The sequence below is a fragment of the Robiginitalea marina genome (genome assembly GCF_024006985.1).
GTDB classification, from domain to species: Bacteria; Bacteroidota; Bacteroidia; order Flavobacteriales; family Flavobacteriaceae; genus Robiginitalea; species Robiginitalea marina.
This window is the reverse complement of record NZ_JAMXIB010000021.1, coordinates 1-13,783: the sequence shown is the minus strand read 5'-3', so window position 1 is coordinate 13,783 and position 13,783 is coordinate 1. Positions and strand designations below refer to the sequence as shown.

Here is a 13,783-nt window from a genome sequence, read left to right as displayed (position 1 = left end):
GCCCCGCAGGTGCTGAATTTTGCAGGAACAGCGGGGGAGACACAGCAGTTCACGGTGGCGACTTTAGATGATGCCATAGTGGAAGGGACGGAAACTTTCACCGTCAGCCTCACAGCAAGTAATGCAGCGATCGCAGATAGTGATACGGCTACCGGGACCATCACTGATAATGATGAACACAATATCAGCATAGGCAATGTCGGCCAGGCTGAAGGAAACACAGGGTTCACTGATTTTGTTTTTCCGGTAAGCATTGATGGGGGAAATGCCCTCTCGGATATTACTTTTGATTACGAAACGGCTCAGGATGCAACAGGAACCAACCCGGCCACGGCAGGGGATGATTATGTTTCGATTGCTGACGGAAGTGGAACGATTGAGGCCGGAACCACCAGTACAACAATCACGGTTCGGGTTAGGGGAGATACCGAAGTTGAACCCAGCGAAACCTTTCTGGTGGTTCTTTCCAACATAGTGGGTGCCGCCCCGGGAGATATTACCGGGGTTGGAACCATTGGAAACGACGATCAGTGCAACGCCGGGGCGAATCCAGTTCTGAATGCAGATGTGCCTACGGATTTCTGTACAGAAGACACCCTCCTGCCGCTCAGTGCCTATACGGACAGCACTGCCCCGGCCGGGACGACCCTGACCTGGAGCATCAACCCGGACCCCCTGATCACGGACGGGCACCTCTCGGCCTCCCAGGTGCAAAACCCCACTCCGGGTACGTACTACGCCTTTTTCTACGATGCCGTTAACCTCTGTGCCAGCCCATCACCTTTGGTAATTACCCTGGTGCGGAATGAAACCCCTTCCATTACCCAGGTTACCGGGGCTGAAAGCTGTGGCCCTGCCTCCCTGGTCCTGTCTGCTGCCGGGGAAACCCCCGGGAGTGCCTCGGCCCCCGACATCCTTTGGTATACGGAGGAAACCGGCGGGACCCCGATTTTCAGCGGCACATCCTTTACGACCTCTGAATTGCAGGCCACCTCCTCGTTTTGGGTAGAGGCCACAGCCAATGGCTGTACCTCCTCGCCCCGGGTGGAAGTTATTGCCACCATATCGCCTGTGGTCAGCGCCGGGACGGCTACCAATGCCTCCTCCTGCAGCGACCCCGCCAATGGCCCCACCACTTTGGACCTGGACGACCGCCTGCAAGGGGCCGACCCGGGTACCTGGGAGATCGTACAGGACCCCTCGGGAAGCCTGACCATAGACCCCGGGAACCTGCTCAATTTTACCGGCCTTGCGGCAGGGACGTATATCTTCCGGTATACCACCAACGTAGCGGAGGCCCCGTGTACGGATGAATCGGTGGAGGTGAGCATAACGGTCACAAACTGTGATACGGATACCGACGGGGACGGATTACTCGATGGAATAGAGGCTGCCCTTGGCACTGATCCTAATAATCTCGATACCGATGGAGACGGGATCGACGATGGGACGGAAGTGGGCCCCGATCCGACCAACCCCCTCGATGAAGATGGCGATGGCATTATCGACGCCCTGGAATCCACCATCGAGGATGCCGACGGTGACCTGGTAAACGACCAGCAGGACCCTGCCAATAACAACCCCTGCGTCCCGAATGCAGACAGCCCGACCTGCGTGGACCTGGCCATTACCAAAACGGCAGACAACCTTCAGGTTGACATCGGGCAGGAAGTCGCCTTTACCATTACCGTGGAAAACCTGAATTCAGGAGGGGTTACCGATATCCAGATCGGTGACCTGCTCGAAACCGGCTTTACATACCTGTCGCATACCGCTTCAGTAGGGGACTATGACCCCGAAACCGGACTTTGGGAGATCCCGGAGTTGGGGCCCCAGGCCACAGCAACCCTGGAGGTCAGGGTAACCGTCCTGGAAGGAGGGGTCTATACCAATACGGCGGAATTGCTGACTTCCTTCCCCGACGACCGCAATGCCGAAAACAATACCAGCACGGTGGTCCTGCAACTCTCCCAGACGGAGGGTGTGGACCTGGTCCTTGAAAAATGGGGGGCCTTTGGGTCCGGGCCCGGGAATGTGGGCCGTTTCCAAAGGGAAGTGATCCGGCCCCTGGCCGGAAACTGGGTGGTTTTCCTGGTGATCGTCAGGAATGAATCCCTGGAAGGCCCGGTGAGCAATATCCGGGTGGAGGACCTGGTAACGCCCGCAACGGCCACGGGGTTTGAATACCAGTTCCACAGCTTCAGCCCCATTGCCGGAAATGCATATGACCCGGCTACCGGGATCTGGACCATAAACCGGCTGGAAAACGGGGAATCGGCCGAGCTGCGTATCAGCGTCATCGTCCCCGAAGCGGGTGATTTCACCAATGCGGCCCGCATCCTGGGTTCCTCGCCGTCTGACGGCAACCCCGGGAACAATGAAGACGTGCTCCTGGTAGACGTCAATATCCCGGTGGAAGCGGAACCCGGTTTTGTCTTCAACCAGTTCTCCCCGAACGGAGACGGGATCAATGATTTCCTGGTGGTGAGGGACATTGCCACCTTCCCCACAAATTCCATCCAGATCTTCAACCGGTACGGGCAACTGGTTTTTGAGGCCAGCAACCTGACCAATGACCAGGTTTGGGATGGGAATTTTAAGGGTGAGAGGGCGCCTGAAGGCACCTATTATTATCTCCTCAACCTCGGCCCTGACCGGGAGGTGGCCAAGGGGTGGATTCAACTGATTCGATAATATGGACACGTTGCAAAAAGTGAAAAAGGTTTTTTGCCTCCCATCGGCGGCCCCCCTGTTGATGCTGCTCCTGGCCTTCGGGCCCCTGCAGGCACAGCGGGAACCGTTCTACACCCAGTACATGTACAATATCGGGAGCTTTAACCCCGCTTATGTGGGCAGCGTGGAATCCCCTGAGTACAACCTGCTTTACCGTTCCCAGTGGATCGACATCCCCGGGGCGCCCCGGACGATCCGCTTTGGGGTCAATTATCCGCTGGGCAACCGCAAGCACGGGTTGGGGTTCAATGCGGTCAATGACCAGCTGGGGCCCACCACCCAGACGTTTGTGGATGTTTCCTATTCCTTCCAAATTGAATTTGAGTACGATGTGTTCCTGTCCTTTGGCCTGGATGTGGGGGGGAGCTTCCTGAATGTCGACTTTTCCAAAGGAACCTTCGAGAACCCCGGGGAACCCATCCTGGGGGCCGAAACCCTAAATGAATTCACCCCCACCATCGGGGCGGGGTTGTTCCTTTACCACCGGGTATGGTACCTCGGGGTGTCGGTGCCTAACTTCCTTACCGATGGCCTCTACAGCAATGAGGTGGCCCAGGTGGTGGAAGACCAGATGCAGTTTAACCTCATTGGGGGGTATATTTTTGAACTCAACGACAACCTGAAATTCAAACCGGCCTTCCTGGTCAACTACATCCAGGGCGCCCCGGTAAACGGGAACGTTTCGGCCAACTTCCTGTTAAACGACGCTTTTACCCTTGGGGCGGCCTATCGCTTTGATAATGCGGTTAGCGGGCTGGCCGGCTTCCAGGTGACCAACAGCATTTTCCTTGGTTATTCCTATGATTACAACACCAATGGCCTGGGAGGGTTCAACAGCGGCTCCCACGAAGCCATCATTAAGTTCTACCCCGGCAGGGGCGGGGCGGCATCCCGCGATAAGGACGGCCGGAAGGGTAAGGGTAAGGGACAACAAATCGACAGTCCGCGATTCTTTTAGGCATTGGGTATGAATAAAAAACAGTTCATCACAGGGTTATTTCTCATCGCTTTTGGGTTGCTTTCCGCTCAGAAAGGTTCCAAAGCGGACCAGTATTATTTTGAGTACGCCTTCAAAGAAGCCGTGAAGGCGTACCAGGAGGAAAGCAAGCAGTATTCCCTGAGCCCGGCACAGGAATTGAACCTGGCCGACGCCTACTTCCGCATCGGCCAATTCGACCAGGCCGCGGAAACCTTCCTGCAGGTGTACAAGAAAGACAGCCTGATGACCAACGCCCAGTTCAATACCATGCTGCAGTCCCTTTCCAGGACCTCAGGCCCCGAGCGGGCCAGGGCCTTTTTGAGTACCCGTTCGGACCAGCTGTCGGAAGCCCTGCTCGAAAACACGGCCTTCAATTACGAAGTATTGGGCGATGCCCCGGCCCCCACAAGCAACTATCGCATTTTCCCCCTGAGCATAAACAGCAAGCAGGCCGATTTTGCCCCCGCTTTTTTCGGGGATAACCAGGTGTTGTTTTCTTCTTCCCGCCCCCTCGCGGCCAAAGAAACCTATATCCCATCCGGGGAATCTTATATGGACATCTATGTGACCACGATACAGGGCGACGGACAGGCTACCATGCCTTCTGCCCTGCCCTGGATCCCCAGGATCAAATACCACCAGGCCACGCCCTTTTACAGTGAATCCCTCGATGCCCTGTTCTACGTCAGGTCCAATATGGATGAAACCGGGTCGCTGGCTTTTGACCCCAAAGGGAAAAATACCCTGGGCATTGTCAGGGCCGGGCGCGATGGGGTCTTCCGCAACCTGTTCCGCGACCTGGGGACCTCATTTTATTATCCGTTCTTCGACAGCGCCACAGGGAGGCTCTACTTTGCGGCCGATTTCAATATGGGATACGGGGGCACCGACCTGTATTACGTATATACCAACAATGGGCAGATCATGTCGGAACCGGTGAACCTGGGGCCGCAGATCAATACCCCCGGGAACGAAATTTCCCCCTATGTTTTTGACGGGAGCCTGTACTTTGCCTCTGACGTGTTCTATGGCCTTGGGGGGATGGACATCTATAAGGCCGAGGTGCAGGAAGGCGATTTTTTCAGTATTCCCGTAAATCTGGGCTCCCAGATAAATTCCCCCCGGGACGATTTCGGGTTTATCATCAAAGCCGACCCGGCAGGCGGATATTCGGGCTATTTTTCCTCGAATCGGGAAGGCGGTGTCGGGAAGGATGACCTCTATGGGTTTACCGTAGACCAGAAGCCGGGGATGAAGACCCTGGTGGTGCGGGGGAATGTCCAGGACCCCAGCGCCCTGGGCGTGGAAAAAGCTTTTGTGCGCCTGCTGGACCCCGAAGGCAGGCTTATCCGGGAAACCTATACCGCGGAGGATGGGGCCTTCAGGCTCGAAATCCCCATGCGCGACAGCATTTCTGTCCAGGTAGGTCGCGACCGCTATGAGACCCTCGACCTCGGCAATACGGCAAGCCAGCCAGACCTGGTTGGCAGGCCCCTGAAGATCCAGCTGACCCCCCTGGAGGCGGTGGTGTTGCAGCAGACCGACCAGACCCTTTTGCGGGTGGAGCGTTTCCACTTCCGCACCAACAGCGACCAGATTACCCCGGAAATCGCTGCGGTCCTCGACCAGGCGGCAGGGGTCCTGATCAAGTTCCCTGCCTTAAGGATCCGCCTTGAAGCCCATACCGACAGCAGGGGCAGTGCCAACACGAACCTGCAGCTATCCCAGCGAAGGGCGCAGGCCATCCGGGAATACCTGATCTCCAAAGGGGTCGCCCCGGAAACCCTGGCCGAAGTGGCCGGGTATGGCGAAACGCAAATCATCAACAACTGTACGGACGGGGTCTATTGCCTCGATGTACTCCACAAACAAAACGAGCGCTACCCGTTTGTGGTCCTGAATTACAGCGAGCTGTAAAGGGTTACCGCTGCAGCACGCAATCGCTGCACGCCTTCACTTCCCCGTAGTAGGTTTCCCTGTATTTGTGCAGGGTTTTGTAGGGGATGCCCAAAACTTTTTTGCGGATGTAGGTCACCCGGGTATACAGGCGGCCCATTTGGGGGGTAAAACGTTTTTCAACGCGGGTTTTCCGATCAATTCGAATCAACTTCATACAACCTGGTTTGTTGCAAAGCTTGCAAAAACCCCGACACAAGTCAACTTTGGGGTGTTAAATCCGTGTTAGGGCACTGGTTTACCGGGTGTTTTTTGTCAGAAAAGCATAATCCAGCAGTAATACGCGGCAAAAAGGGAAAGGAATACAATCCCCAGGTAGGTCAGCAGGCGCAGGCCGGGCCCGGGGTGGTACTGCTCGGGCAGGTCCGCGCTGGTGACGTTCCTGAGGTTCATATACCCGACCAGAGGGGCCAGGACAAAGGAAATAAAGGTAGCCAGGGCTACCAGGACCCCCATATTGGCCCCGAAGGCCACCAGTACCAGGTAATTCACCCCGGTCAGCAGCAGTACGGCCGCGGCGTAATGCCATTTCTTAACCAGTCGTTTGCGTTCGGGGCGGAGGTTCTCCAGCACATCCACGCTTACCCTGGCAATGGCGTCATGGGCGGTCATGCAGGTGCTGAACATGGTGGCAAAGGCCGACACGGCGATAAACAGGTAAGCCCATTCCCCGATATGGGTGGTAAACAGCGACACCACCTGGTCGGCGAAGGTGGTGGCATTCCCGCTGAGTTCCGTTTGGGTGCCGTACAGGGTACGGTACCCGATCAGCAGGAAGAATACCGCCAGCAGGGCGGTGGTGATATACCCGGAATTAAATTCCTGAAGGGCCTCCTTCAGGGAGGGCTTCCTGCCCATCGCCTTATACTTTTCAAGGCTCCACAGGCTGATCCAGCTGCTGGCTTCTACGGCCGTGGGCATCCACCCGATCAGGCTGATCAGGAACAGGATCCCCACCGAGTCGAACAGGGGAGGGGGCTCGAAGCCGGGCATGGTTTGCACGGCAGGCTTGTAAAGCACCAAAACCGTGGTGACCAGCAGGGCGGTAAACAGGATGGACACCACGAATTTAAGGGAGGTTTCCAGTAGTTTGTACCGGCCCACGATCAACAGGGCGGAAACAAAAACAAAAAGCCCCAGGGCAATGCCGCCCACAGAAACCCCTTCGATCCGGAAGAGGTTGCCCAGCAACCCGGCGGTAACGACGTAGAGGGCCGCTAAAATGGTAAAGGTGGTTACCAGGGTAATGGCCGCATAGACCCAGATATAGGGTTTTCCCCGCCTTGCGTATCCTTCCACCAGGCTGCGCCCGGTTACGTTGGTATACCGGATCCCGAACTCGAAGAAGGGGTATTTCAGCAGGTTGGCGAGCAGGATGGGAACGACCATGCCCCACCCGTAAGTGGCCCCGGCCTTGGTGGACAGCACCAGGTGGGAAGTCCCGATCGCCATACTGGCAAAAAGCAGGCCCGGCCCCAGGTTTCTCAGTAATGCCTTTAATGCCTTCATAGTGTCAGCGGACTAAAATACAAACTTTGCCTGATTACCCGATCTCGATGCGGTTCCCGTAAAACCGGGGCTCGGTATTGAAAATGAGGTCCAGGAATACCTTTACCCGGGCGAAATATTCCCGCAGGTGCACCTTCAGCCCTTTGGCCCCCTCCACGTCCCCGGCGTTGAAGCCCAGGGCATGCAGGCCTTTTTTGGAGGCGATAAAAAGGGCGCGTTCATTATGGAATTCCTGGGAAATGACCGTCACCGAATCCAGCCCGAAGACGATCCGGGCCCTGACCATGGAATCGAGGGTGCGGAACCCGGCGTAGTCGAGGTAGATGTGGTCGGCCGGGATGCCCCCGGCCACCAGGTCTTTTTTGATGGTGTTCGGCTCGTTGTAGTAGATGCTCCCGTTGTCGCCGCTGACCAGGACCCGGGAAATCTTCCCACTTTCGTACAGCTGGAGGGTCGCCTCGATACGGTGCTGATAAAAGGGGTTGATCCCCCCGCCCACCTGGTGGCGGGCCGTACCCAGCACCAGGCCCACCCGGTTGTAGGGGATGGCATCCACCTCGGTATAGATTCGATTACGGGTAGACAGTTCAATGATAAAGTAGCACCCCGTAAAAATCAGGAAGGGAAGCACCAAAAGGGCGAGCAGCCTCTTGCGGATTCGTTTTCTCATAGTCCCTGGCAGTAGCGCAGATTAAAGGTACATAATTTGGTCGGTCACAAGGAGCCGGAATTGAAAAAGGCCCCTGGGGGTTCCCGGGGCCTTTCCTGTGCTTATTACTGTAGGCCTAAAGGCATTACCATTTGTATTGCGCCCCGAACATGAACATGGAGGTAGTCATGTCGTAGGACACTTCACTTCCCGGGATAGCGCCATTGGGTGGAAAGTTCTGTGCGAACTGCGGATTCAGCAGGGGGCCTGAAGTGGCATCCCCGGAGGTTCCGTAATGGAACACCCCATCGATTTGCCACCGGTCGGTCAGCTCGTAGCCCACACCCACCTGGAAGGCGTTTTTGATGATGGCCGTGGCCGGGACGCTGAAGAACGCCAGGTCATCCCGGATGGGGTTGGAACTATAGGTGTACCCCAAACGGAGGGGAAGCTTGTTTACCCCCTTGTACTGGATACCGGCAGAGAGGATGGTGATGTTCTCCCAGCCAAAGCCGGCCACAGAGGCGGTTTGGGTCCAGCCGGAGGCTTCAAAACCGTCGGTATTTTCGTAATAGACGTTCCTGTAGTCCAGGGCCAGGTCGAAGTTCCCTGCAGAGTAGCCTACCCCAAAGGAAAGGATGGCCGGATAATCGAGGTTGAATTCGTTGGTGCCATCGGTGCCATCGAGGTACACGTTGTCAAACTCGAAGTCCCCGAAGGTCTGGGTGGTTTTATAGGAAGCCCCTGCCTTGAAGCCGGTGCCTGAGTCAAAGAACACCCCGAACTGGGCCCCGAAGCCAAAAGCGGTGGCGGCCCCGTCGGTGCTGGGATAACCTGCCTGGGTCGGGTTGGCGGTGGGGTTGGGGGTCAGGTCAAGGGAGCCCATATTTAAGGTGGGCTGTACCCCGACGGAAAGCTTATCGGTCAGCTGGTAGGCATAGGCCACGCCCACCTGCAGGAGGGTGTAATTGGACTCCACCCTGCCAAAGCCGCCCTGGCTTTGCGGGAAGTTGATCGGGTTGGTATTGCTTTCAGGGAACGTAACCCCGAAGCCGCTGATCCCGAAGGCGGAAAAGCCAAAGTGGTGTTTGGAAGTCGAAGCCATTTTGTACGCCAGGGCTGGCAGGGGCGATACCCCGCGGTCGTCTTCCGTGGTGCCGCTCACAAACTGCCCTGTGGGCTGTCCGTTGCCGTCAAATACGGGTACGGTGGAGCTTACTTCGGGTGAGGAAAAGAACAGCCCCAGGTCAAAGCGGGCCTGGTTGTCCTTAAATACAGTAATGGCCGCCGGGTTCCAGTGCAGGGCACCGGAAATGTCGAGCGGTTGTCCGGTGGAGGCGCCCCCCATGGACATGTTTACGGATCCCACCCCCTGCATAATGTGGCCAGTTTGTGAAAAGGCCCAGGGAATGCAGCAGAACATCAATAAAAATGTTGCCAGGTTTCTCATTTCAGAAAGGTTTAATGGGTTAAAAAAGATGCATTGGCTACGTTGCCGGGTTACTGGCTGGGTTGGATTGTTAAGGCGAAGATACGCCTCAAGGGGAAGTCAGGATATGATAATAATCATAAATTGTAACGTTTGCAGGGCCTCCGGGGATCCTGAATTCATGGGAATGGCCGGTTTGCCTTTCCGGGGGGAATAAAAAAAAGCCAGGCAGAGTGCGCCTGGCTTTTAAAGGTAAGAAGATGCTTTTTAGTTGGAAGCGATAGTATCGGGGTTCCCGTCCGGGTCTCCGCTTACGGTACCACCATTACTGATATTTCCCAGCAGGAGGATGCCTGCCACATGGGGCGCCGCCATGGAGGTGCCGCTGATGGAGTTGTATCCGCCATCTTTCCAGGTGGAGGCAATGCCCACCCCCGGGGCGCAATAATCCACAGGGGGGTTCCCGTAGTTGGAAAAGGAGGCCCAGGTATCGTTCTGTCCCATGGCGGAGACCGTGTAGACATTGGCGCCGTTTGCCCGGGCAGGGGACGAATTCCCTGCATTGGTAGCGGAATTCCCGGCCGCCAGGACAAACTTTATACCAGAAGCCGCAGCGGCTACTACTGCATTGTCAAGGGCTACGGAGACCGGCCCGCCCAGGCTCATGTTCGCCACGTCGCCGTTGCTGCCAGTGGAAGCGACAAAATCGACCCCGGCGATGACCCCGGAATACGAGCCGCTACCCCTGCTGTCGAGCACCTTAACGGGTACTACAGGGGCACCGGCAGCGACCCCGATTACGCCTACAGTATTGTTCAGGGCTGCCACGGTTCCGGCCACGTGGGTCCCGTGGCCGTTGCCGTCATCGAGGCTCCTGGAATCTTTGCCGCTGGTGAAGGCGTTAAAGCCGGCCCCTGCATTGACATTCAGGTCTTCGTGGTCCAGGTCGATCCCGGAGTCGAGGATATAGGCTTTGTTGTTCCCCGTATAGGCAACCCCCCCGTTTACACGGGTAATGCCCCAGGGGGTCGTCTGCGAGGTGCTGCCTCCCCCGCCGCCGCCATCGCCGCCTCCGGGTCCTTTCCCCGGGGGCGGGGCCAGGATGATTAGGTAATCGGGCTCGATGGAGGCTACCCTCGGGTCCTGGCGGAGTACCTGTAACTGGTCGTCGGTCAGCTGGGCTGCAAAGCCTTCCACGCTATACCCGTATACGGCCTGGACGGCATCGAGGGTCAGGTTCGATTTTCCGAACAGGGATAGGAGCTGTATCTTGTTGTTGTCCATAGCCTGTTTATAGCTGCCGGCCCCTTTTGCCGCAGGTTGGCTACCCAGGGTTCCTGTCTTCAGGGTAACCACATACTGGTTGGGAATAACCTGGTAGCCATAAGACACCAGGAGGTCTTCCTGTTGTTCCAGGGCTTCGAAAGCCTCTTCTTCCCCTGAGTTTTCGCAGGCTACAAAAAGGCCGAGTGCCCCGGCCAGCAAGCAGGTTTTGGCAAGTTTGAGCTGTTTTTTCATACGTAATGGGTTTGGTGTTATCGGATTTTGAGCCCTTAAAATAGCTAAAAAGTTAAAAAAAACTTAAATAACCTCATTTTTTATCCGGGAAAGCAACATGGGAGGCTCCCTTTGCGGGCGTGGAAAATTTCCTTGACTGATTGGACGGAGGCGGATATCTTTACCGCAATCAAGATCCACACACCATGAAACAGCGGCTTTGGACTCTCCTGGAAGATAATTCCACCCCCATTGGCAGGAATTTTGACTATTTCATCCAAACCCTGATCTTCCTCTCTCTGTTTGCCTTTGCCGTGGAAACCCTTCCCGGGCTGAGTGACGACACCCAGGCCCTGCTTTTGGCGTTCGAAACCTTTTGCGTGGTTGTATTCACCCTGGAATATGTCCTCAGGATTTACGTAGCCCAAAACCGACTGAAATATATTTTCAGTTTTTACGGCCTGGTTGATCTGCTCGCCATTTTACCTTTCTACCTGACCACAACCATGGACCTGAGGGCGCTGCGTTCGTTCCGCATCCTCCGCCTGTTCCGGGCCTTCAAGCTGATCCGCTACAACCGCGCCCTGAAGCGCTTCCATATCGCAGCGCGCCTGGTACGGGAAGAAATCGTATTGTTCTTCCTCATAGCCCTGATTATGGTATACCTGACCTCTGCCGGCATCTATTACTTCGAGAATGAGGCCCAGCCCGAGTCCTTTGCCTCCATTTTCCACAGCTTCTGGTGGGCCATCGTTACCCTGACCACGGTAGGCTACGGGGACGTTTACCCCGTTACGGTGGGGGGGAAGATTTTTACGTTTTTCGTGTTGATCATCGGGGTGGGGATTGTGACCATCCCGGCCGGCCTGGTAGCCTCAGCCCTGTCGCGGGCCCGGCAAATCGAAGAAGGCAAAGAGCAAGAAGCTGAAATGTAGCCCGGGCCTTTTCCAGGACTACCCCGAACTACCAGGGAAGGGAACCGGAAATGGCAGCAGGCATAAAGAAAATTACCTATCTTATACCGGGTCTGCCAGTCGGGCCACCTGAAAAAAAAATTAACCCCTATGGACAAACGGGATTTTCTCAAGAAAAGCAGCCTGGGGGCGCTGGGCATTGCCCTGGCCCCATCATTTATGGCCTATAACAACCCGCAACAGCGCCTGCGCACCGCCCATATCGGGGTGGGGAACATGGGGGCCGAAGACCTCAAGGCGATTGCCTCCCACCCGCGTGTTGAGGTGGTGGCCCTGTGCGATGTGGATACCCGCTACCTGCAGGCGGCCCGGCAGTTGCACCCGGGGGCCCGGGTGTTTTCCGATTACCGGGTGATGTTCCGCGACATGCCCGAGGGGATCGATGCCGTGATCGTCTCCACCCCCGACCACACCCATGCCCCGGCGTCCCTGATGGCCATGGAACTGGGCAAGCCGGTGTATTGCCAGAAACCGCTTACCCACCACGTATCGGAAGCCCGGGAAATGCGAAAGGTGGCCGAAGCGAAGAACCTCATTACCCAAATGGGCATACAGGTACACTCCTTTTACGACTACAAACTCGCCACGTTGCTGATCCAGTCGGGCATTATCGGCAAGGTGCATACGGTACGGGCCTGGTCGCCCAAGAACTGGGGGTACGACGGCCCTGAGCCCGAAGGCAGCGACCCGGTACCCGAATTCCTCGACTGGAACCTCTGGCAGGGCACTGCCCAGGAACGGCCCTATAAGGAGGGGACCTACCACCCCGGGAACTGGCGCAAGCTGCTCGATTACGGTTGCGGTACCCTGGGCGATATGGGTGTCCATATCTTCGATACCCCCTACAACGCCCTTGCCCTGGATGTGCCCCGGACCATCCGCACCGATTGCCGCCCGCCCAATGGGTTTGGCTTCCCCGAAAACAATACGGTCACCTATGAATTCCCCGGCACCCCCTATACGGCCCAAACCCTTACCTGGGTGTGGTACGACGGGCCCGGGGCCCCGCCCGCCCACCCCGACCTCGCCCTGCCCGGGGGGGAACCTCTGCACGACCAGGGAGCCATGTTCATGGGGGAAAAGGGCAGGTTGTACCTCCCGCATTTTATGAAGTTGCCCCAGCTGATCGTGGACGGGGAGTATCGCGAAATGGACTTCGCTGCCTTCAACCTGGGCAGCCCGGTGACCGATTACGAAAGCGAAAGCAACAAGCACTACCACCAGTTTGTGGATGCCTGCCTGGGGGAGGGGGAGTGTTCCGCCCCCTTCTCCTATGCCGCCCGCCTCACGGAAACCATCCTGCTGGGGGTCGTCGCCGGCCGATTCCCCGGGCAGACCCTGCACTGGGATTCGGCCCGCGCCCGGTTTGCCGAGGAGGAAGCCAATGCCTTCCTCTCCGGAACCTATCGGGAATTCTGAAAGGGGCGGAAACGATAACCAGGTCCTTTCATTTGCCAAAAAGTTCTTTGCATTTTACAGAAATATCGTAAATTTGCCTCCGCGTCGGTAGTGACGTTCCGTGCTGACGACCATGCGAAAATAGCTCAGTTGGTAGAGCGCCACCTTGCCAAGGTGGAGGTCGCGGGTTCGAATCCCGTTTTTCGCTCCACAAAAACGCTGCCCGTCAGCGTTTTTTTGTTTCCGCTCGGGTGGTGGAATTGGTAGACACGTTGGACTTAAAATCCAATGGCCATTGCGGCCGTACGGGTTCAAGTCCCGTCCCGAGTACGGATAAGACGAAAAGCCGGTGCTGAAAGCACTGGCTTTTTTGTTTTGCATCCAGAGCCAGGCTTGCCTGAGCGAATGGGTGCAAAATAAAAAAGATATGCCCGCACCGCGGGCCGGCTTTAGTATTTCAAAACGTTCGGTCAGGACTCGCGAAGTTCCGCAGGAACGAGCAATTCCCGTCGCTGCGGTTTTCGGTTTTCGGGCACGTGTTTGTGTAAGTAATATGGGCAGTGTTTTCCATTTTCACCCCGTTCGGTCGTGACTCATCGCCTGCTTGCCAGGCGATAGCTCCCGTCCCCGGGGTTTTCAGCTATCTGGTACGTATTGGG

At 56.7% G+C, this 13,783-nt stretch carries 10 protein-coding genes and 2 tRNA genes; 7 read left to right on the top strand and 5 right to left on the bottom strand.

What is annotated here, in order from left to right; all coding sequences use genetic code 11:
• The 3 genes from NG653_RS14510 to NG653_RS14790 form a co-directional block, all read left to right on the top strand.
• The coding region (locus NG653_RS14510) for a T9SS type B sorting domain-containing protein (protein ID WP_252742441.1) at window positions 1–2,694 on the top strand (2,694 nt) is incomplete at its 5' end.
• 19 nt (window positions 2,695–2,713) lie between these two features.
• Window positions 2,714–3,691: a PorP/SprF family type IX secretion system membrane protein gene (locus tag NG653_RS14505; RefSeq protein ID WP_370281140.1), complete on the top strand. Its 978-nt coding sequence runs from the start codon at window positions 2,714–2,716 to the stop codon at window positions 3,689–3,691.
• Window positions 3,692–3,700: 9 nt separating this feature from the next.
• Complete coding sequence (locus NG653_RS14790) at window positions 3,701–5,629, top strand: OmpA family protein (protein ID WP_305882151.1); 1,929 nt, start codon at window positions 3,701–3,703, stop codon at window positions 5,627–5,629.
• A gap of 4 nt (window positions 5,630–5,633) precedes the next feature.
• Here the strand turns inward: NG653_RS14790 and NG653_RS14495 are convergent, their stop codons facing one another.
• The 5 genes from NG653_RS14495 to NG653_RS14475 form a co-directional block, all read right to left on the bottom strand.
• Window positions 5,634–5,825, bottom strand: a complete 192-nt coding sequence (locus NG653_RS14495; RefSeq protein ID WP_252742440.1) for a hypothetical protein — start codon at window positions 5,823–5,825, stop codon at window positions 5,634–5,636.
• A 98-nt stretch (window positions 5,826–5,923) separates the two neighbouring features.
• Window positions 5,924–7,177 (bottom strand): NRAMP family divalent metal transporter, encoded by a 1,254-nt coding sequence (locus tag NG653_RS14490; protein ID WP_252742439.1) that lies wholly within the window; start codon window positions 7,175–7,177, stop codon window positions 5,924–5,926.
• A gap of 34 nt (window positions 7,178–7,211) precedes the next feature.
• The gene (locus NG653_RS14485) at window positions 7,212–7,847 is read right to left on the bottom strand and encodes a SanA/YdcF family protein (protein WP_252742438.1); all 636 of its coding nucleotides are present in this window, start codon (window positions 7,845–7,847) and stop codon (window positions 7,212–7,214) included.
• Between the two features lie 124 nt (window positions 7,848–7,971).
• Window positions 7,972–9,204 (bottom strand): OmpP1/FadL family transporter, encoded by a 1,233-nt coding sequence (locus tag NG653_RS14480; protein WP_252742437.1) that lies wholly within the window; start codon window positions 9,202–9,204, stop codon window positions 7,972–7,974.
• A 318-nt stretch (window positions 9,205–9,522) separates the two neighbouring features.
• Window positions 9,523–10,773 (bottom strand): S8 family peptidase, encoded by a 1,251-nt coding sequence (locus NG653_RS14475; protein ID WP_252742436.1) that lies wholly within the window; start codon window positions 10,771–10,773, stop codon window positions 9,523–9,525.
• Between the two features lie 185 nt (window positions 10,774–10,958).
• On the opposite strand from NG653_RS14475, the gene NG653_RS14470 reads away from it, so the two are divergent.
• From NG653_RS14470 to NG653_RS14455, 4 genes are all read left to right on the top strand, one after another.
• Window positions 10,959–11,687, top strand: coding sequence for an ion transporter (locus NG653_RS14470; RefSeq protein ID WP_252742435.1), 729 nt, complete (start codon window positions 10,959–10,961; stop codon window positions 11,685–11,687).
• Window positions 11,688–11,816: 129 nt separating this feature from the next.
• Entirely contained in the window at window positions 11,817–13,145 is a 1,329-nt protein-coding gene (locus NG653_RS14465; protein WP_252742434.1) for a Gfo/Idh/MocA family protein, read from the top strand.
• A 114-nt stretch (window positions 13,146–13,259) separates the two neighbouring features.
• Window positions 13,260–13,335 (top strand) — tRNA-Gly (locus NG653_RS14460).
• Window positions 13,336–13,369: 34 nt separating this feature from the next.
• Window positions 13,370–13,454 (top strand) — tRNA-Leu (locus NG653_RS14455).
• Window positions 13,455–13,783: the final 329 nt, after the last annotated feature.